Genomic DNA, 19,414 nt, shown 5'->3' with positions numbered 1-19,414 from the left:
TCCTTATTTCGGCAAACCGAGCATCCGCTCGGCAATGATGTTGCGCTGGATTTCGTTGGTCCCGGCGTAGATCGGTCCGGACTGGGCGAACAGGAAACCCTCCAGCCAGCCCGCCGCATCGGCGTCCGCCGACGGCAGCAGCTCGGCACGGCCACCGAGGATGCGCATCGCGGTTTCGTGCATTTTCAGGTCGAGCTCCGACCAGATGATCTTGTTGATGCTCGACTCGGCACCGATCTGCTCGCCCCGGCTGAGCCGCCCGACCGTGTAGTAGGCCGACAGGGCATACGCCTCGGCGCCCATCCAGGTTTCCAGCACCGCGTCGCGCAGGCTCGGATCGCGGTCGGCACTCTCGCGGTTGGCTTTATAGAGTTCCACCAACTTGCGCGCGGTGTACTGGAAGCGCGCCGGCGAGCGCAGCAACAGCCCGCGCTCGAAGCCGGCGGTGGCCATTGCCACATGCCAACCCTGCCCTTCGGCGCCAATGCGGTTGCCCACCGGCACCCGGACGTCGTCGAAAAACACTTCGGCAAACGCGTCCTTGCCATTGAGCGCCTTGATCGGGCGAATGCTCACGCCCGGTGCGTTGAGCGGCACCATCACAAACGACAGGCCATGGTGGCGACTGGAGCCCGGCTCGCTGCGAAACAGGCCAAACAGCCAGTCGGCGAAGATCGCTCGGGTCGACCAGGTTTTCTGGCCGTTGATCACGTAATGCTCGCCGTCGCGTGTCGCCTTGCTGGTGATCGCGGCCATGTCCGAGCCGGCGTTCGGCTCCGACCAGCCCTGTGCCCACATGTCGAGGCTGGCGGCCATGCGCGGCAGGAAACGCTGTTTCTGTTCCGGCGTGCCGAACTCCATCAGCGTCGGCCCCAACAGCAATTGGCCATTCTGGTTGACGCGCATCGGCGCCCCGGCACCGTAGTACTCTTCCTCGAAGATCAGCCACTCGATCAGGTCGCAACCGCGACCGCCCAGCTCGGCGGGCCACATCACCATCGACCAGCGACTCTCGAACAGCTTCGCTTCCCAGGCACGGTGTTGTTCGAAGCCTTCACGGGTGTCGTAGCTGGCCAGCGGCTCGCTCGGCAGGTTGGCCGCAAGCCAGGCACGTGCTTCAGCGCGGAAGGCGGTTTGTTGGGGGGTGTAAGTCAGTTCCATGGCGTTCCCTCAGAACTTGGCGTCGCGTTTTTCGACGAAGGCCCGACGGGTCTCCGCCGAGTCAGGACTGCTGTAGGCCTGCATGGTGAAGCCCTGCTCCCAGCGGTATTTGTCTTCCAGGTTGCCGTCTTCGATGCCGTTCAAGGCTTCCTTGGCGATGCGGATCATGCTCGGGCTTTTCTCGGCGATTTTCGCGGCGATGCCCAGGGCGGTTTCGCGCAATTGATCCTTGCTGACGATTCGTTCGATAAAACCGTATTGCAGGGCTTCGGGGGCACCGATGCTGTCACCGGTAAAGAACAGGTAACGGACTTTTTGCACCGGGAACAGACGCTGCAAGTGCGCACCGCCACCCATGGCGCCACGGTCGACTTCCGGCAACGCGAAGGTCGCGCAGTCGGAGGCGATGACGATGTCCGCCGCCCCGGTAATGCCAATGCCGCCACCGAGGACGAAGCCATGCACCGCGACGATCACCGGCACCGGGTTGCGGTGCACGGCCTTGAACGTCGCGTAGTTACCGGCGTTAACGTCGACGATCCTCTCCGGATATTTGTCCAGTTCCTTGATGTCGACACCGGCGCAAAAGCCCCGACCTTCGGCGCGGATCACGATCACCCGCACCTCGGGGTTGGCGCCCAGGGCGTCGATTTCCCGCGCCAGGGCGTGCCATTGCTGGCTGTCGAGGGCGTTGACCGGTGGTTTGGCGATCACCAGCTCCGCGATCCCCTGATTGAGTTGTGTGGTAAATGCCTGGTTCACAGGGGTTCTCCAATACTGGCGGGTTGATTCGGGACATAGGCCTGGCGACGGGCCACGAGCGCGTCGAGGCATTGCTCGGCTTCGCTGGCGATGCCCTCGATGACTTCACGGCAACTGAGCAATTCGCCGATGGCCGCTGCGACCTGGCCGCTGGGCAAGATGCCTTCGTCCGGGGCGCCATCGACCATCGAGCGTTGCAACAGCACAGGCTGGTTGGCGGCCATCACCACCTGCGACAGTGCCGAAGGGTCTTCGCGCAGCGCACGGATGAACACCGACGCCATGTGCCCCAGGCTCATGCCGGTCTGCTGCTTCCACTGCCAGGCACTGCCCAATGCGATGCGCAAGCGCCCAAAGGGGCCGGCCTGCTCCAGATGATTGATGAAGCGGTTTTCGATCATGCGATGGCGCATGCCGTCCACGGCCGTGGTCACCCGCACCTGCTGCGGGTCGTTGACCTTCAGGTAGCGCTGCAAGGTCGCAGCGGGTGTCGGCGATTCGCGGGTCATGAGGAACCGCGTGCCCATGGCGATGCCGGCACCACCGGCGGCCAACACGGCGGCCAGACCACGGCCGGTGGCATAACCGCCGGCCGCGATCACCGGCACCTTCACCGCCGCCAATACCTGAGGCAACAGGATGGAGCTGGGCACGCCGCCGGTATGGCCGCCACCCTCGCCGCCCTGGATAGTGATCAGGTCGGCGCCCAGCTCCACCGCCTTCAGCGCATGCTTGAGTGCGCCCACGGTAGGAATGCACAGCACCTTGGCCGCCTTGAAACGGGCGATGGTCTGTTTGTCCGGGCCGCGCCCGTAGCTCACGGCGCGCAGGCGGTACTGGATCGCCAGGTCGACGCACTGTGCGGCGTTGTCCTGGAACATATGGAAATTGAGCCCGAAGTTGCTGCCACCGGTGGCGTCGATCACTTTGCGGATTTCGCCTTCTAGCTCATTGGCCGGGATGGTTGCCCCGGCGAGGAAGCCGAAGCCACCGGCCTGGGTCGTGGCAATCACCAGGTTGGCATCGGCCACCCAGCCCATGGCGGTTTGCACAATCGGGTAGCGGCAACCAAGCGCCTCGGTCAGAGGTGTATCCAGCCAGCGGTTCATTGGCTTTTGTCCTCGGCCTGCTTGTTGGCCCGGGCCATGCCTTTGGCATCGAAGCCGCCCAGTTTGTCGCCGGACAACAACTCGTTATGGGCATGGGCGAAATGGTGCCAGGCGAACACCGCATCCATCGCCGTGCGCTTACCTTGCAAGTCCTCGACGTGGTTGATCGCTTGCTTGGTCAGGGCCAGGCCCATGCGCGGCTGTTTGGCGATGCCGGCGGCCAGCGCGTAGGTGACCTGCTCCAGCTCTTCGCGGGGCACCATGCGGTTGACCATGCCCACTTGCCAGGCCCGATTGGCGCTCATGCGGTCACCGGTGAAGAGGAATTCCTTGGCGATGCGCGGGTTCATTTCATAGGGATGGGCGAAATACTCCACCCCCGGAATGCCCATGCGCACCACCGGGTCCTGGAAGAACGCGTCTTCGCTGGCAACGATCAAATCGCACACCCAGGCCAGCATCAGCCCGCCCGCCACGCAGGCGCCATGGACCATGGCGATGGTCGGCTTGGGCAACTCGCGCCAGCGTCGGCACATGCCCAAATAGACTTCCTGCTCGCGGGCGTACAGTTGCTCGCCACCGGGTTTGTTGGTGTGGTCCCACCACAGGTGCGCACGCTCGAACGGCTTGTCGATATCACGGCCCGGCGTGCCGATGTCGTGGCCCGCCGAGAAATGCTTGCCGTTGCCCCGCAGGACGATGACCTTGACCTCGTCATCGTTGACCGCCTGGCGAAAAGCGGCGTCCAGGGCGTAGGTCATCTGCGAGTTTTGCGCGTTGTTGAAGGTCGGCCGGTTCAGCGTCAGCGTGGCAATCCCCTCGGCCACGCTGTACAGCACCGGTGTGTCTGTTTCGTAGACGGCTTTGTCCTCGCGGACGACGAATTCACTCTCGCTGCTGTGCATGTTCGCTGTCCTTGCCTCAGGCCGTACGGATGCCGGGCGGGTTGCCCTTGATCGCCGTGGCGCGGTAGTCGTGGGGATCGAGTCGGCGGATCAGCGCCAACTGCTCTGGGGTCGGGTGCACGGTTTCATGCAGTTGCGCCGATTTGAGCAACGGGAAGCCGGTGTTTTGCTGGACCTGCTCGAACGTCACGCCTGGGTGCAACGAGCGCACTTGCACCGCACGCTCGGGGCCGTCGAAATCCAGCACGCACAGATCGCTGACCACCCAACGGATGTCCATCAAGTCGCGGCGCGCACCTTCGGGCCAGCGGTCGGCCTTGAAGCCGACGCCGGAGACCATGTCCACTTCGTCGCTGACGAATACCCGGGTGTTGTGGCTCGGGACGAAAAACGAATTCAGGTGGTTGATGCTGTTGCCCGGCAAACCGCGCACGCCGAGGATCGCCGTCTTGGGTTTCTGATAGTCGCCGACGCAGGACAGGTTGGTCTGGCCCCAGCGGTCGATCTGGGTCGGGCCGATCATTGCGTGACGACGACCGCCCCACACACACTCAAATACTCGCTCGAACGACATATAGCCCGAGTAACGCGGCACGTAGTCGCCACGCGGGCCGAGGGGAATCGGCTCTTCGACCAGGAACGCTTCGCTGTCGGTCATCAACAGTTCAGGGCTGTGGGTGAGTTTGGCCAGGCTCGCGCCCAGGCGCGGAATCACGCCCAGGCCCGAGGCGATCACTTCGCCATTGCCGCGCCAGGCTTCGGAGGCGGCGACGATCAACAGTTCAGCGAGGGTGAAATCACAGGTGGCAGACATAGTCGCTAATCCTTAGAACACGGGAAGGGGCAAGGCGCCCATGGATTCGGCACCGCCGTTCTGTGCCTGATAGGCCTGCTCGCCGCCGGCGACGTAGGTCTGTACATAGTCCTGCCAGCCGTTTTCCGCCTGGCTGCTGGCGACATAGCCCTTGAGGTGCTTCATGTCCCAGCCGTAGTCAGGGGCGCAGGCAGTCGGGTGCGCACCGAGCGGTGCATGCACCACGCCGCTCACCAGATAGCGTTCAAAGGTATTGAACCGGGCCTGCTCGGCGCTCAATTGCAGGCGCTCTTCCAGGCGTTCGCAGGAAACGAAACACTGCTGCGCGGCGCGGGCGAACAGGTGATCGAAATACGGGTCCGGGCCGGTCACCAGGGTATTGCCCAGGCGGTCGGCGACGTTGACATGCAAAAACGCCACGTCGAGATTCAGTGCCGGCATGGCCAGCAGGACCTCACCATCGGCATAGGGCGAGGCGATGGTCTTGAGTTCGGGATTCAGGCGTGTGACGTCGGTAGCCAAACCGCAACGGGTCGGCAGGAACGGCAGGCGCATGCCAGCGGCACGCAATCCCCACTGGAACATGCCTTCGTCCAGTTCCAGCAGCTCCAGCTCACCGGCCTCGCGGGCCTTGCGGTAGTAGGGTTCCAGCGGGATGGCATCGAGGGTGGCGAAACCGAACACCAGCTTTTTGACCTTGCCAGCGGCGCAGAGCATGCCCACTTCAGGGCCGCCGTAGGCGACCACGGTCAGGTCCTTGACGGGCGAACGCAGGATCTCGCGCACGATCGCCATCGGCTTGCGCCGTGGGCCCCAGCCGCCGAAACCGATGGTCATGCCATCGCGCAGTTGAGCGACCGCATCGGCCGCTGTCAGTTGTTTATTCATCATGACGATTCCTTACTGTTGGCCGACCGAAAAGTCGTGCCCCCAAATGCTCACGCGGGTGAACTCGAAGGCCGAATGCTCGGCCCAGTCGACTTGCAAGCCACCGAAGCCGTATTCCAGATCGAATCCGGACGGCGTCTTCATGTAGAAACTGGTCATGCGATCGTTCAGGTGCTGGCCGAGGGTGGCCGACAGGCTCACGTCATGGGCCAGTAACCGGTCATGGGCGCGCCCGACTTCGGTCATCGAATCCACCTCGACCATCACGTGCACGCAACCGGACGGCACCGGGTATTCGGCCAGCGCCAGGCTGTGGTGGCGGGCGTTGTGGCAATGCAGGAAGTGAATGCGGATGGGCGGTGCCGACGGATCGGGACGGAAGTTGAAAATGTCCGAGAGTTGGAAACCCAACACGTCCTTGGCGAACGCCAGGGTCGCGTCGAAATTCGGCGCCGGCAGCACGGTATGACCCAGGCCCATGTCGCCGGTGATGAAACGCGGCACACCTTGGGGCGACACGAACGGCAGGCAATCGGAGCGATGGCCCCAGCTCAGTTCATGGCAGTTGCCCGAGGGGTCGGTGAGTTTGACCAGCGCCTGGACACCGCGCTGATCGATCTCGGCGGCGCTGCCTGGCTGCCATTCGATACCGGCGGCGGTCAGGTGCTCAAGCGCCGCCTGAAACGCCGGCTCGCTGGCCAGCTCCCAGCCGGACGCCAGATAGCGTGCTTCACTGCCCTCGACGATCAGCATGCGAAACGGACGCTCGTCCATTTTCACATACAGGCCACCGCCCGGTGCCGGACTCACCTGCATGCCCAGAACGTCTTCGGCGTACCGTTGCCACTGACTGAGGTTTTCGATCTGCGAGACGAAATAGCTCAAACCGCGAATGTCGATCATGCCTGGGTTCTCATTGGCTGAAGGGGTTGCGTGGCGAGTATTGTGCAAAGCGCCACCCACCACTTCATCGTCCGTTGAGACTAAGCAACACCGCAGCGCCCGGTTCGCCCGTAGGAGCGAGGCTCGCCCGCGAAGAACGATGACGCGGTCCCACAGACACACCGCAGCGTCCGGTTCGCCCGTAGGAGCGAGGCTTGCCCGCGAAGAACGATGACGCGGTATGACAGATACACCGCAGCGTCCGGTTCGCCGGCAAGCCTGGCTCCTACACGCGAAGAACGATGACGCGGTCTGACTGACACACCGCGACGCCCGGTTCGCCGGCGAGCCTGGCTCCTACAGGCGAAGAACGATGACGCGGCCCGACAGACACACCGCAGCGTCCGGTTCGCCCGTAGGAGCGAGGCTCGCCCGCGAAGAACGATAACGCGGTCTGACTGACACACCGCAGCGTCCAGTTCGCCGGCAAGCCTGGCTCCTACAGGCGAAGATCGATCACGCGGCCCGACAGACACACCGCAGCGTCCGGTTCGCCCGTAGGAGCGAGGCTCGCCCGCGAAGAACGATGACGCGGTCCCACAGACACACCGCGTTGTCTGGTTCGCCGGCAAGCCTGGCTCCTACAGGCGAAGATCGATCACGCGGCCCGACAGACACACCGCAGCGTCCGGTTCGCCCGTAGGAGCGAGGCTCGCCCGCGAAGAACGATAACGCGGTCTGACTGACACACCGCGACGTCCGGTTCGCCGGCAAGCCTGGCTCCTACAGGCGAAGAACCATGACACGTGGGATAGCGCCACCCCGCCCTAGTCCGTTTTAGTGATTCGACCCCTGCCCCGCTCGCCCCAGACTGCCGCATCCATCCGCCTTGCAGAGACAACCCCATGGAGTTCGCTTTTACCGAAGAACACCTGATGATTCGCGACAGCGCCGAGCGTTTTCTTGCCCAGGCCAGCGATTCCCATGCCGTGCGCGCCGCCATGAACCGTCCGGACGCGCATGATCCCGAGGTCTGGCGGCGGATCGGCCAGGAGCTGTATTGGCCAGCCTTGATGGTGCCGGAGCGTTTCGGCGGCATGGGCCTGGGGTTTGTCGAGCTGGCGATCCTGATGGAGCAAAGCGGTCGCTACCTGCTGGGCTCGCCGTTGTTCGCCACGGCGTGCCTGGCCACCCCGGCCCTGTTGCTGGGGCACAACGAGGCCGTCAAGGATCACTGGCTGGGCGCCATCGCAAGCGGCGAAACCCGCGCGACGCTGGCCTTCGCCAGTGCGCCGGGACTCGATGCGGGCAGCGTCCACGCCGTGGCCGTTCCATGCACGGAGGGTTGGACCCTCAATGGCCATTACACCCAGGTCATCGATGGTGCATCGGCCGATCTGCTGATCGTCGCCGCCCGCACCCCCGGCAGTCAGGGTGAACAAGGCATCAGCCTGTTTGCCTTGCCCGGCGATACATCGGGCGTGATGCGCAACCCTTTGGCCACGCTGGACCAGACCCGTCGCCTGGCGCGCGTTGAGCTGCATGAGGTGCGGGTCAGCCAAGCACAGCGGCTCTGTGGGCCCGAGGACGGTTGGGCGGTGCTGCGCGATACCCTGCTGATCGCCACCATCGGGCTCGCCGCCGAGCAAACGGGCGGTGCGCAACAAGCCCTGGACTTGACCCTTGCCTACATTGCCGAACGCCGACAATTCAAACGCACCATTGCCAGCTTCCAGGCAATCAAGCACCGCTGCGCGGACATGATGCTGCAAGTCGAATGCGCCCGTTCGGCTGCCTACTACGCCGCTTGCGTGGCTCAGGAATGTCTCGACCCCGAGGGTGATCCCTCAGTAGCAACTGAGCTACAGCTGGCCGCCGCCACCGCAAAAATCCATGCCAGCGAAGCGTTTTTTCACTGTGCCGCCGAGTCGATCCAACTGCATGGCGGCGTCGGTTTCACCTGGGAATACGACCCACACCTGTACTTCAAACGCGCCCGCGCCGGTGAGCATCTGCTGGGCAGCCCGGCGCTGCACCGCGAGCGCCTGGCCGCGCATCTTCTGGGAGAGCAAGCATGAAAATCGGTTTCAGTCGTGCAGACGAAGCATTCCGCAAGGAAGTCTCTGTGTGGATGAGCGAGCACCTGAGTGGCGTGTTTTCACCCTTGCGGTTTCGCGGCGGGCCGGGCGATGAGCACAGCTTCGTCGAAGAACGCAAAGCCTGGGAGCGCGAATTGGCCGCCGGTGGCTGGATTGGCGTCGGCTGGTCGAAGGACCAGGGTGGCCGGGGACTGACCATCAGTCAGCAGGTGATATTCCATGAAGAATACGCCCGCGCTGGCGGCCCTGGACGCATGGGCCACATCGGCGAGGGGCTGGTCGGCCCGACCCTGGCCGCCTTCGGCACCCCGGCCCAGCAACAGCGCTTGTTGCCCGGCATCCTCAATGGCAGCGAGTTCTGGTGCCAGGGCTATTCCGAGCCCGGTGCCGGTTCCGACCTGGCCAATGTCCAGACCAGGGCCAGGCTCGATACCACCGGCGAGCATTGGTTGATTAGCGGCCAGAAAGTCTGGACCTCGCTGGCCCACGAGGCCGACTGGTGTTTCGTGCTGGCGCGCACAGAACCCGGCAGCCAGGGGCACCATGGCTTGTCGTTCCTGTTGGTGCCGATGGCCCAGGCGCAGATCCGCGTGCAACCGATCCAGCAGTTGACGGGCACCAGCGAATTCAACGAAGTGTTTTTCGATCAGGCGGTGACCCACGCCGACAACCTGATCGGCCAACCGGGGGACGGCTGGAAAATCGCCATGGCCCTGCTCGGCTTCGAACGCGGTGTCTCGACATTGGGCCAGCAAATGCTTTTCCAGAACGAACTCGACGAGATCATCCGCATCGCCCGGGCCAATGGCGCTTCCCGCGACCCGTTGCTGCGCCAGCGCATCGCACAGGCATGGTCGGGGCTGAAGGTGTTGCGCTACAACTCGCTGCGCATGCTCTCTGGTCCGCAGGATGGCAGCCTCAACCGCGAAGCCATGATTTACAAACTGGCCTGGTCCACCTGGCATTCGGACCTTGGGAAGCTGGCGATGGATGTGCTGGGCGACGAGGCTGAAATCCTCGAAGGTGCGCCGTACCAGTTGAGCCGTTTGCAGTCGCTGTTTCTGTTTGCCCGTTCTGACACGATTTATGGCGGCAGTAATGAGATACAGCGCAACATCATCGCCGAGCGGGCACTGGGGATGCCTCGGGAGGTGCGGGTTCGGGATTAGTGGCTTTTCGGGGGCATATCCGTTGCTGCGGTAATCCGCGGTGTTCCGGCGCTTTTCGCGAGCATGCTCGCTCCTACAGGGCCCGCCGCCATCGGCCTCTCGAGGGGGCGTGCACCGCTAAAACGAGGCAGCCTTCGAGCCGACCTGGTTTTGGCGGGTCTGCGCCTCCCCTTGTGGGAGCGAGCCTGCTCGCGAAGGCGGTGTGTCAGTCAACATCCATGGTGAATGGAAGTCCGTCATCGCTGGCAAGCCAGCTCCCACGGGGGAATGTGGATGCCAGCCAGGTCAGGTCGGCTGTCAGGCCGCCTCGCTTTGGTTTTTGATCTGGGCGCCCCGTTAAACCACGATGGCCGAACGCAGGCATTGAGCCGTGGGGAAACCGGCAGGACGCCGGCTTAGCCGCCCCCGGCCATGGATGGCCGACGGCGGCGGGCCCTGTAGGAGCGAGCATGCTCGCGAAAAACGCCGGAACACCGCGGGCATCCAGATACCACGCGTCATCGTTGACGACCATCGCGAGCGGGCTCGCTCCTACAGGCTTTTCCAAGTAACCCGCTGTAAGAGCGGAACCAATATCCGCCCTCACAAAAACAACGAATATGTGCACCATCCAAAAAAATCAACGAACCCGAATCTTCGGATCCCCCGCCCCCCGCCGCAACGTCGCCAAAAAACCCTCCAACGGCGCCGGCTCGGCAATCTCCGGCAAGGCCTCCTTGTCCGGCCGCTGCGCCCAAAACGCATCCCACGACGGGAACAGTTCATGAAAGGTCCCGGCATAAGGCTCACGTCCCGGCCAGCGCATTTTCAGACCGCCAATCGGTGGTTTGTTCAGGTCGGTGGCGTACCAGTAGCACGGCAGGCGGCGGCGGAAGCACCAGCGTCCATCAATGCGCTCGTAATCGTCCCAGTACAGCATCTGCATGATCACCCATTCAGGCCCCGTCTCATGCTCGTTCTTGGAATAGACCACCCCCGTGGCGTGATCCGGATCGCTGAACTCGATGATGTGCTGGCCCAGATGATGAGACGTACCGTGAAACTGCTTGCGCATGGTTTCGTCCAGCCACGCCTTGAGGTGCGCGCGACCGGTCTTGTCGCGGCCCACGCGCACGTCCGGGGCGAAGCAATTGGCCATGGCGTCCATGTCGCGCATGTCCAGGGCCAGGGCGTACTTGCCGGCCAATTGACGGATGGCGTCCAACGACTCCAGGCGGTCGATGCGCTCAAGCAGCGCGGCGGATTCCAGGCCCATCAGTCGAACACCGTATACAAATCGGAACCGCGACCGCCGTCCACCGCTAAACTGGCGCCGGTGACATAGGACGCCTCGTCGCTGGCCAAGAACAGGATGGCGTTGGCCAACTCCACCGGCAGCCCCACCCGTTTCATCGGGATGACTTTTTCGGTGTTGGCCCGGGCTTTGGTGTCGCCGAGCATGCCGGCGGTGGCCGGGGTATCGACCACGCCGGGAATGATCACGTTGCAGCGAATGTTGTGGGGCGCGCCTTCACTGGCCGCCGCGCGGCTGAAGTTGATGACCGCCGCCTTGGCCGCCGAGTATCCGGCCATTTGTGCGGTGCCGAACAGGCCGCAGATCGACGCGATGTTGACGATTGAGCCGCCGCCCTGCGCTTTCATCAGCTGCATCGCAGTGCGAGTGCCCCAGAACGTACCATCCACGGTGGTCGCAAAGTTCGCGTGCCAGTCGGCGGTGGACATCGCGTCGATGCCACCCCAGGTGTAGGCCATCGCGTTGTTGACCAGAATGTCCAGGCGACCGTGGCGTTGCGCCGTGGCTTGCAGTGCGCTGACGTAGGCTTGTTCGTCGCTGACGTCGGCAACGGCCACTTCAGCCTTGCCGCCCAAGCCGAGAATTTTTTCCTGCACGCCTTGCAACGGCTCCACGCGCCGTCCGCACAGCACCACGGTGGCGCCCTCCTCGGCAAACCGCAGCGCGGTGGCTTCACCAATACCGGAACCTGCGCCGGTGACGAAGGCGATTTTCCCCTGTAAACGCTTGCTCATCAGTCAGTCTCCAATCAGATAAAGGCCATGCCGCCGTTGACGGCCACGTTCTGGCCGGTCATGAAGCTGGCGTCTTCACTGGCCAGGAACACCGCGACACGGGCGATCTCGTCCGTCTCGCACATACGGCCCAGCGGCACGCTTTTGAGCAGTGTTTGCATGTAGTCGTCAGGGATGCCGGCCATCATCGGCGTGTTGGTCGGCCCCGGCACCAGGGTGTTCACGCGAATACCGCTGGCTGCCAGTTCGCGGGCGATCGAGCGGGTCAGCCCCATGACCCCGGCTTTCGAGGCGCAGTAGTGACTGGGGCCGTCACCGGTCAGTGCGGCGGTGCTGGAGAGGTTGATGATTGCCCCTTTGCGCCCACCCTTGATCATCAACTTGGCGCCTTCGCGACAGCACAGGAACGTACCGCCCAGGTTCACACCGATGACCCGCGCCCAACTCTCGTCCGGGGTGTCGAGGAAGCTGTCCAGCGCGCCCACGCCTGCGTTATTGACCAGGATGTCGAGGCCGCCGAAGTGTTGTTCGGCCTGGCCCATGGCATCGGCCACAGAGGCACCGTCACCGACGTTGCAGGCCAGGGCCAAGACCTTGTCACCCAGGTCGGCGAGGCTCTGGGCCAGTGCAGTTTGATTGAGGTCGACCGCCACCACCTTGGCGCCTTCGGCGACGAATCCACGCACGATGGCCTGGCCCATGCCTTGGGCGGCACCGGTCACAAAGGCCACTTTATTGAGTAACTTCATAGCGTTCTCCGAATGATCAAATTCGCTGCGGTCCGCTGCCCTTGCAGTGGCGCCGTCCCCTGAATGATTAGCGGCATGTGCCCGGGCACACATCGTCCGATGAGACTACCGCCGCGTGGTCTGAACGGACGATGTGAGCAACCCCGTCAAAGCCCAGCATTCGTCGAGTGCGCACCACGCCAGACATTGCATCCCCTTCAATCTGCTGCAGCGTCTGGCGCGGCTGTGCCTCATGAATCCGCAGACAATGGAGACCCACCCATGAACCAACCCGTAGACCTGCCCCTGCCCGTCGGCCATTACGCAACACTGCCCAGCGGCTTGCGCCTGCACTACCTGGATGAAGGCACGGGCCCGGTGGTGCTGTGGCTGCACGGCAGCGGACCGGGCGCCAGTGGTTTCAGCAACTTCAAGGGCAACTACCCGCAGTTCGTCGCTGCCGGCTATCGCAACATCGTGCTCGACCTGCCGGGGTTCGGTCGCTCGGACAAACCCGAAGACGCCCAATACAACCTGGATTTCTTCGTCGATTGCGTGGCGGCGTTTCTGGAATCGGTCGGGGTGAAGCGTTGCACCTTGCTGGGTAACTCGCTGGGCGGCGCGATTGCCCTGGGCCTGGCGCTGCGCCTGCCGCAATTGCCCCAAAGCCTGATCTTGCTGGCACCGGGCGGCGTCGAGGAACGGGAAACCTACTTCAAGATGGAAGGCATCGTGCGCATGGTCAGCCTGTTCAACGCAGGCCCCATTGGCATGGACGAGATGCGCAGCATGATGAGCCTGCAGCTGTTCGACCCGTCGATCCTGCCGGAAAGCCTGCTGGAAGAACGCGTGGCGGTGGCCGTGACCCAGCCGAAGAACCTGTTCAGCACGATGATGGTGCAGAACATGGAAGCGCGCCTGGGCGAGATCCAATGCCCGATCTTCGGTTTCTGGGGCAACGACGATCACTTCAACCCGATCAGCGGCGCCCAGCGCATCATCAGCGGTGCGCCAAACGCCCGATTCATCGTGCTTAACCGTTGCGGGCATTGGGTCCAGGTGGAACATCGCGAGCTGTTTAACCGAAGCTGCATTGATTTCTTGCAGAACGGTTGAAGCCCTTCGGTGATGGGGATTGGGTGTAAATCCATTGCTGCGGTTACGGCCACTAGTGGTTTCGCCCTTACGGCGAGTCACTTTGGAAAAGCTTGTAGGAGCGAGCATGCTCGCGATGGTCGTCAACGATGACGCGGGCTGTCTGGATGCCCGTGTTGTCTGGGCATTTTTCGCGAGCGAGCTCGCTCCTACAGGGTCGCCGCCATCGTGGTTTAACGGGGCGCCTGGATCAAAAACCAGAACGAGGCGGCCTTCGAGCCGACCTGTTTTCGAGTAAACGCTTTCCCCCGTAGGAGCGTGGCTTGCCCGCGATGGACGTCAACGATGACGCGGGGTGTCTGGATGCCCGTGTTGTCTGGGCGTTTTTCGCGAGCAGGCTCGCTCCTACAATTGGATCGGGGGGGGGGGGGGGGGCCTGGAAGATGTTGGTCGTCAGCTACGCAGCCATCGCTGCGATGCGGCGACCCGACAAGCCAGCTCCCACAGGGGAATGTGGATACCCGTCAAAGTCAGGTCGGCTCGAAGGCCGCCTCGCTTTGGATTTTGAGGTACACGCCCCCTCGAGAGGCCGAGCGCAGGTTCTGCGCAGTGGGCAAACCGGCATGGATGCCGGTTTAGCCGCGTTGGGCCAAGGATGGCCCGTCGCGGCGGGCCCACGGAGCAGGACCGGAGCGAGGGCATGCCGAGCCACGGCGAGGCACCGAACGACAGGGGCAAAAGCGTTTGGTTACTTGGCGCTTCTCCAAGTGACTCGCCGTAAGGGCGAAACCATTAGTGGCCGTTACTGCAGCAACGGATATGTACACCATCCAGGCTTTTTGCGAGCAAACGCAACGCTCCCTGTAGGAGCGAGCATGCTCGCGAAAAACATCCAGACAACACGGGTATTCAGACACCCCGCGTCATCGTTGAAGTCCATCGCGAGCAGGCTCGCTCCTACAATTGGATCGGGAGGCGTACCTGAAAGGCGTTGGTCGTCAGCCAGGCAGCCTTCGCTGGCAAGCCAGCTCCCACAGGGGAATGTGGATACCCGTAAAAGTCAGGTCGGCTCGAATACCGCCTCGTTTTAGCGGTGCCCCCCCAAAAAATCAGCCCGCCGCCGGCTGGCGGTTCAGCTCCGCATCACCGGGCTTGCCCAGTACGCAAGAGGTGCCACCCGGCGTATACATCATCGCCACACAACGGTTGCAGGCAGTACAGATCGAATCCCGACTGACACCACTCTCCAGCTTGTTGACGTAGTCATTCTCAGCCAGCAACACCCGGCCCATGGCAACCAGGTCGAAACCCTCGGCCATGATCTTTTCGATACTCTCCAGGCTCTTGGCGCCGCCCAGATACGCCAGCGGCATCTTCACCGCTGCCCGCACCTTGCGCGCATGCTCCAACAGATACAGCTCACGAAACTCCACCGTCGGTTCCTTGCGGCGCTGGATGGCCATCGCCAGGGCGATGATCTTGTTCTTCTGCTGCACACGGTTTTCCTTGGGGAACGAGGAACCGAACATGGTGGTGATCGACTCCGCGTTCATCCCCGCACTGAGCACCAGCATATGCGCGCCCTCTTGTTCCAGCATGCGGGCGATCTTCGCCCCGTCTTCGGCGCTGTTGCCGGCGCGAACGCCTTCGGTGACGCTGTATTTGCAGATCACCGCCATCTCATGGCCGACGGCATCGAGCACCGCACGCAACACCCGACGCGGAAAGCGCAGGCGGTTTTCCAGGCTGCCGCCGTACTGGTCGCGACGCTTGTTGTACATCGGCGAGATGAACTGACTGAGCAAGTAACCGTGGCCCATGTGGATTTCCACCGCATCGAAACCCGCCTGGCGTGCCAGGCGCGCCCCCTGCGCGAAGTCGCGCACCACTTGTTGCATGTCGGCTTCGTTCATCGCCTGCTTGAGGAACATGCCACTCATGATGCCGATCTTGTTGAAGCCGCCGCTGGCCGACAGCGGACGCTTGGTCGAGCGCTCGCGGATGAAGGTAAAGCAGCCGCCGTGGGTGATCTGTGCGCTGGCCAGGCCACCGGCTGCGTGCACGCCATCGGTCAACGCCTTGAAGTGCGGCAGGCTGGCCTGAGTCAGAGTCAGTTGATTGGGCAAGGTGCGACCATCCAGGCTCACCGCGCAGTAGGCCACGGTGGTCAGGGCCGTGCCGCCGGCAACGATAGCCGAATGCAACTTGACCAATTGCTTGGACGGCACGCCTCCAGCACTCATGCCCTCATTGGTGGCGGACTTGATAAAGCGGTTTTTCAAGGTCAGCGGGCCGATGGCAATCGGGCTGAACGGTGATGGGGTCGGACGAGGGTTCATGGGATGCCTCTCTTTGTTGTTATCAGGCTACAAACGAAAGCGGCGCCGCCTCATCGCGACGCCGCCGGGATCTTCAGAAGGTGTACTTGGCGTTGAGCGACAGGTAATCGCGGTCAGCCAGCAGACGGCCCTGGGCGACATCCGGCGAACTCAGGTAGGCGACGTAGGTCATGCCGATCTGGAAGTTGCCCAGGTATTTGAAATCGCCACCCACGGTCAGGCGCTTCTCGTCACGGCCCAGTCCCTGATAGGCGCTGCCGTCGACGTTCTGCGTCCAGACCACTTTGGTGCTCAAGTCCAGGCCGTTGGCAATGGACGGGTAGTCCATGTAGGCGCCGACGCCCAGCAGGGTCGAGCCACGGGTCTGGGTTTTCGATTCGAACTCATCGAAGGTGCCATCCACACCGGGCCCGCCACCGGTGATCGTCAGGTTGTCCACCCCGGCGATGTGTTGATGCACCACCTCGCCCAGGAAGGTGGTCTGCTGAGCCAGCAAGCTGGGTCCGAGGATGTACGACGCGTTGAGGTTGCCTTGCCAGATCTGCCCGGTGGTCGGCGCGCCGTTGTTCAGGTAGACCGAGGCGCCATCGCGGTAGCTCAGGTCACCGGCGTATTGCACCGAATCGCCGACCTTGGAGCTGAAGCTGATGCCGGTGAGCTTGACGTCTTCGAAGTAACCCATGCGATAGGTCAATGCATCGCCGGTATGACCGATGCTCTTGAGCGACGAGTACTGGGTGTTGCCGGTGAAGTCGAAAAACAGCGAACCGATGCGCTCGTTATAGCGGTAATGGAACAGTCCGACTTCGGTGTTCTCGGTGATCCGATAGCGCACGCCCACGCCCCACTGGCCGCTGTCACTGGCGTCTTTTTCGCCGGCATAACTGACGGCCGCGCCGTTGGGCAGGCTGTCGATGACACCGCTGCCCAGGCGAAAGAACTGGGCGCCCGGACCGAAGGTATCGCTGCCGAAGTAGTCGCCCACCGGGTTGAGTTGGGTCTTCTCCCATTCGTACTGGTAGTAACCGACCAACGCCAGGTCTTCATTGAGCGACCACGACGCGGACACCTGCCCCACCGGCAGGTAGGAGTCCTTCGCTTCAGTGCCGGGCACGTTGAACTTGGTGGCATCCACCGGCGCCTGGCCCTGGCTGATGTTGGGCCAAAACAGGCTCTCGCCCCAGGCCACCAGATGCTGTCCGGCCTTGAGCGACAGGTACTGGGTCTCGCCCATTTCGAAGTTGCCATAGACATACGCATCGAGCAGGCGCGCGGTACTGCCGCTCAAATCCCGTGTCTTGTCACTGAAGTGATCGTTTTGCCCCAACTTGTTCACCGTCTGCGGTGAATCGTTGGCATTGCTCTGGTGATAGACGTCGTCATAGAAATCACTGCCGCGCAGCACTGCACCGAGGTTGTCGTGCTTGAGCATCAATTCGCCGAACAGACTCACGCGGTTGTTAATCAGGGAGCCGCGCTTGAAGTTGCGGGTGCCATCGTCGTTGTTCGGGTCGTTGAGGTATTGATTGGCCTGCTTGGCGGTGCGCATGGATGCGGTGTAGTTGACCGTCAGCGACGAATCCAGCGTGGTGTTTTCCCCCAGTTCGATTGTCGGTGCCGCCTGGGCCGTGGCACTGGCAACCGTGATGGTCGCGGCCAACAGGCCACGCCCTGCCATCGAGTTTGCCGAACGGTATCCCACCGTAGTTTGCGTAAGCATGCTCCTCTCCTTTTTTGTTGTTTTGTGCTTGTGTCACCGCAGCATGGAAAGAACCGCTGCCGCGCACATCGTCCATTTGGTGAGATGAGCCCGCCTTACGCCCCAGCGCTGTGGACCTGCGCGCGCAGTTCGTTTTTCGCCACCTTGCTCGACGGGTTGAGTGGCAAGGCGTCGAAGAAGCGCACCTGGCGCGGCACCTTGTAGTTGGCCATCTGCTCGCGGCTCCAGGCGATCAGTTGCGCTTGGTCGAGCACCTCACCGTCACGCAGTACAACGCAGGCACAACCGACCTCGCCCATGCGCTCATCGGCGATGCCGATCACCGCCACCTGAGCAATCGCCGGGTGTTTGATCAGCGCGGCTTCAATCTCCGCCGGGTAGCAGTTGAAGCCGCCGACGATGAACATGTCCTTCAGGCGATCGGTGATGATCAGGTTGCCCGCCTCATCCAGGCGCCCGACATCGCCGGTGTGCAGCCAGCCTTCAGTGTCGATGGCTTCGCGGGTCGCTTCGGGGTTCTGGAAATAACCCTGCATGATGTGAAAGCCGCGCAGGCAGATCTCGCCGGTTTGCCCTGCATCCAGCAGGTTGTTTTGTGGATCGCGGATGCTCACTTCAGTCCCGGCAATCGGTCGTCCGCTGGTGCCGGCAATGACCTGCGCCGAGTCCTGCGGGTCGCAAATGGTCGCCAGCCCGCCGCATTCGGTCAGGCCATAGGCAGTGGTGACCACGGCAAACCCCAGCTCATTGCGCATGCGCTCGATCAGGCTCGGCGGAATGCTCGCCGAGCCGGTCACGGCGATGCGCAGGCTCGACAGGTCGGTTTGCTTGAGTCGCGGGTGGGCCAGCAACGACAGGTACAAGGTCGGCGCGCCGGGCAGCACGCTGATACGCTCGCGAGCGATGCGCTGGAACACGGCTTCGGCGTCGAACACCGCATGGGGCAGGATGGTCGCGCCGCCGATCAGGCAGGTCAGCCATCCGGCCTTGTAGCCGAAGGCATGGAAGAACGGGTTGACGATCAGGTAACGGTCGCCCGGTACCAGGCCAATGATCCTGACGTATTCGGTGAACGCCCGCAGGTTCTGGCCGTGGCCGCTCATCACGCCTTTGGGTTTACCGGTGGTGCCGGAGGTGAACAACAGATCGCACATGGCCTCGGGGCCGACCGCCAACGCACGACGCCTGGCACTGTCGGCGTCGATGGTCGCCGCTCCCTGCAAGAACTGCGCAAGGGTCAAGTCCGAAGGCTGTGCAGGCGTGTCACCCTCGACAATCACCAGGTGTTCGAGGCTCGCCGGTCGATGCGGCGCCAGCAGCGCCGGGTAATCGACATCGAGAAAGCGTTGCTGGACAAACAGCACCCGGCAGCCGCTGCGCTCCAGCACATCGGCGGCTTCGAGGCCTTTCATGCGCGTGTTGATCGGCACCAGCACCGCGCCGGCGCATTGAATGCCTAGCGCGGCGAGGATCCAGTCAGCGCTGTTAGGCGCCCAGACACCGACCCGATCACCGGCCTGGATACCCAGGGCCATCAGGCCACGGGCAAATCCCATGACGCGCTCGGGCAACTGCGCGTAGTCGATGCACTGGCCGTTGTCCTCGATGGCGGTACGCCCAGCAAAGCGCTGGGCACTGCTGAAGACCAACTGGGCCAGGGTGACGGGGGCTGCGCTCAAGGGCGCGGCAAGGTTCAGGCTCTGATTCATCGTAGG

At 63.1% G+C, this 19,414-nt stretch carries 16 protein-coding genes; 3 read left to right on the top strand and 13 right to left on the bottom strand.

Going from position 1 to position 19,414, the window contains the following annotated elements:
• Positions 1–3 precede the first annotated feature (3 nt).
• Genes ABTV22_RS12855 through ABTV22_RS12825 form a run of 7 tightly spaced genes read right to left on the bottom strand, consistent with a single transcriptional unit; the run spans position 4 to position 6,542 of the window.
• A complete protein-coding gene (locus ABTV22_RS12855; protein ID WP_433740612.1) occupies positions 4–1,161 on the bottom strand; it encodes an acyl-CoA dehydrogenase family protein in 1,158 nt (385 codons plus the stop codon).
• Between the two features lie 9 nt (positions 1,162–1,170).
• The gene (locus ABTV22_RS12850) at positions 1,171–1,923 is read right to left on the bottom strand and encodes an enoyl-CoA hydratase family protein (protein ID WP_433740610.1); all 753 of its coding nucleotides are present in this window, start codon (positions 1,921–1,923) and stop codon (positions 1,171–1,173) included.
• On the bottom strand, positions 1,920–3,032 hold the full coding sequence (locus tag ABTV22_RS12845; protein WP_433740609.1) for an NAD(P)H-dependent flavin oxidoreductase: 1,113 nt from the start codon (positions 3,030–3,032) through the stop codon (positions 1,920–1,922). The genes ABTV22_RS12850 and ABTV22_RS12845 overlap by 4 nt, the downstream gene beginning before the upstream one ends.
• Positions 3,029–3,937, bottom strand: a complete 909-nt coding sequence (locus ABTV22_RS12840) for an enoyl-CoA hydratase (protein ID WP_433740607.1) — start codon at positions 3,935–3,937, stop codon at positions 3,029–3,031. The genes ABTV22_RS12845 and ABTV22_RS12840 overlap by 4 nt, the downstream gene beginning before the upstream one ends.
• Positions 3,938–3,953: 16 nt before the next feature.
• A complete protein-coding gene (locus ABTV22_RS12835; RefSeq protein ID WP_433740605.1) occupies positions 3,954–4,751 on the bottom strand; it encodes a CoA-transferase subunit beta in 798 nt (265 codons plus the stop codon).
• A gap of 12 nt (positions 4,752–4,763) precedes the next feature.
• Positions 4,764–5,639 (bottom strand): CoA transferase subunit A, encoded by an 876-nt coding sequence (locus ABTV22_RS12830; RefSeq protein ID WP_433741382.1) that lies wholly within the window; start codon positions 5,637–5,639, stop codon positions 4,764–4,766.
• Positions 5,640–5,651: 12 nt separating this feature from the next.
• Positions 5,652–6,542, bottom strand: a complete 891-nt coding sequence (locus ABTV22_RS12825; RefSeq protein WP_433740603.1) for a VOC family protein — start codon at positions 6,540–6,542, stop codon at positions 5,652–5,654.
• Positions 6,543–7,426: 884 nt separating this feature from the next.
• Between ABTV22_RS12825 and ABTV22_RS12820 the strand changes: the two genes are divergently transcribed.
• Positions 7,427–8,599, top strand: a complete 1,173-nt coding sequence (locus ABTV22_RS12820; protein WP_433740601.1) for an acyl-CoA dehydrogenase family protein — start codon at positions 7,427–7,429, stop codon at positions 8,597–8,599.
• A complete protein-coding gene (locus tag ABTV22_RS12815) occupies positions 8,596–9,789 on the top strand; it encodes an acyl-CoA dehydrogenase family protein (protein ID WP_433740599.1) in 1,194 nt (397 codons plus the stop codon). The genes ABTV22_RS12820 and ABTV22_RS12815 overlap by 4 nt, the downstream gene beginning before the upstream one ends.
• 619 nt (positions 9,790–10,408) lie before the next feature.
• Here ABTV22_RS12815 and ABTV22_RS12810 read toward each other — a convergent pair.
• From ABTV22_RS12810 to ABTV22_RS12800, 3 genes are read right to left on the bottom strand one after another with little or no spacing between them, the layout of a single operon-like run.
• Positions 10,409–11,038, bottom strand: a complete 630-nt coding sequence (locus tag ABTV22_RS12810; protein WP_224795710.1) for a nuclear transport factor 2 family protein — start codon at positions 11,036–11,038, stop codon at positions 10,409–10,411.
• Positions 11,039–11,043: 5 nt separating this feature from the next.
• Positions 11,044–11,817: an SDR family NAD(P)-dependent oxidoreductase gene (locus ABTV22_RS12805; RefSeq protein WP_433740597.1), complete on the bottom strand. Its 774-nt coding sequence runs from the start codon at positions 11,815–11,817 to the stop codon at positions 11,044–11,046.
• 14 nt (positions 11,818–11,831) lie between these two features.
• Positions 11,832–12,566 carry an SDR family NAD(P)-dependent oxidoreductase gene (locus tag ABTV22_RS12800; protein ID WP_433740596.1) on the bottom strand — a complete coding sequence of 245 codons (735 nt, stop codon included), beginning with the start codon at positions 12,564–12,566 and terminating at the stop codon, positions 11,832–11,834.
• Positions 12,567–12,827: 261 nt separating this feature from the next.
• On the opposite strand from ABTV22_RS12800, the gene ABTV22_RS12795 reads away from it, so the two are divergent.
• A complete protein-coding gene (locus tag ABTV22_RS12795) occupies positions 12,828–13,661 on the top strand; it encodes an alpha/beta fold hydrolase (RefSeq protein ID WP_433740595.1) in 834 nt (277 codons plus the stop codon).
• Positions 13,662–14,749: 1,088 nt separating this feature from the next.
• On the opposite strand, the gene ABTV22_RS12790 is transcribed toward ABTV22_RS12795, so the two are convergent.
• The 3 genes from ABTV22_RS12790 to ABTV22_RS12780 all read right to left on the bottom strand — a co-directional run bounded on the left by ABTV22_RS12790 (position 14,750) and on the right by ABTV22_RS12780 (position 19,408).
• On the bottom strand, positions 14,750–15,979 hold the full coding sequence (locus ABTV22_RS12790; RefSeq protein WP_433740593.1) for an NADH:flavin oxidoreductase: 1,230 nt from the start codon (positions 15,977–15,979) through the stop codon (positions 14,750–14,752).
• Between the two features lie 73 nt (positions 15,980–16,052).
• Positions 16,053–17,699 (bottom strand): DUF1302 domain-containing protein, encoded by a 1,647-nt coding sequence (locus ABTV22_RS12785; protein ID WP_433740591.1) that lies wholly within the window; start codon positions 17,697–17,699, stop codon positions 16,053–16,055.
• 95 nt (positions 17,700–17,794) lie between these two features.
• Positions 17,795–19,408, bottom strand: coding sequence for a FadD3 family acyl-CoA ligase (locus ABTV22_RS12780; protein WP_433740590.1), 1,614 nt, complete (start codon positions 19,406–19,408; stop codon positions 17,795–17,797).
• Between the last annotated feature and the right edge of the window lie 6 nt (positions 19,409–19,414).

It is taken from the genome of Pseudomonas putida (assembly GCF_050990305.1).
Classification (GTDB): domain Bacteria; phylum Pseudomonadota; class Gammaproteobacteria; order Pseudomonadales; family Pseudomonadaceae; genus Aquipseudomonas; species Aquipseudomonas putida_AH.
Note: the sequence above shows the minus strand (reverse complement) of the source record. Positions and strands in the feature narration are given on the sequence as shown.

Bases quoted from the DNA above. Each gene is read 5' to 3' on its own strand.
- ABTV22_RS12820 (WP_433740601.1), top strand. From the start codon at position 7,427: ATGGAGTTCGCTTTTACCGAAGAACACCTGATGATTCGCGACAGCGCC.
- ABTV22_RS12815 (WP_433740599.1), top strand. From the start codon at position 8,596: ATGAAAATCGGTTTCAGTCGTGCAGACGAAGCATTCCGCAAGGAAGTC.
- ABTV22_RS12780 (WP_433740590.1), bottom strand. From the start codon at position 19,408: ATGAATCAGAGCCTGAACCTTGCCGCGCCCTTGAGCGCAGCCCCCGTC.
- ABTV22_RS12840 (WP_433740607.1), bottom strand. From the start codon at position 3,937: ATGCACAGCAGCGAGAGTGAATTCGTCGTCCGCGAGGACAAAGCCGTC.
- ABTV22_RS12790 (WP_433740593.1), bottom strand. From the start codon at position 15,979: ATGAACCCTCGTCCGACCCCATCACCGTTCAGCCCGATTGCCATCGGC.
- ABTV22_RS12855 (WP_433740612.1), bottom strand. From the start codon at position 1,161: ATGGAACTGACTTACACCCCCCAACAAACCGCCTTCCGCGCTGAAGCA.
- ABTV22_RS12805 (WP_433740597.1), bottom strand. From the start codon at position 11,817: ATGAGCAAGCGTTTACAGGGGAAAATCGCCTTCGTCACCGGCGCAGGT.
- ABTV22_RS12830 (WP_433741382.1), bottom strand. From the start codon at position 5,639: ATGAATAAACAACTGACAGCGGCCGATGCGGTCGCTCAACTGCGCGAT.
- ABTV22_RS12785 (WP_433740591.1), bottom strand. From the start codon at position 17,699: ATGCTTACGCAAACTACGGTGGGATACCGTTCGGCAAACTCGATGGCA.
- ABTV22_RS12825 (WP_433740603.1), bottom strand. From the start codon at position 6,542: ATGATCGACATTCGCGGTTTGAGCTATTTCGTCTCGCAGATCGAAAAC.
- ABTV22_RS12800 (WP_433740596.1), bottom strand. From the start codon at position 12,566: ATGAAGTTACTCAATAAAGTGGCCTTTGTGACCGGTGCCGCCCAAGGC.
- ABTV22_RS12835 (WP_433740605.1), bottom strand. From the start codon at position 4,751: ATGTCTGCCACCTGTGATTTCACCCTCGCTGAACTGTTGATCGTCGCC.
- ABTV22_RS12845 (WP_433740609.1), bottom strand. From the start codon at position 3,032: ATGAACCGCTGGCTGGATACACCTCTGACCGAGGCGCTTGGTTGCCGC.
- ABTV22_RS12795 (WP_433740595.1), top strand. From the start codon at position 12,828: ATGAACCAACCCGTAGACCTGCCCCTGCCCGTCGGCCATTACGCAACA.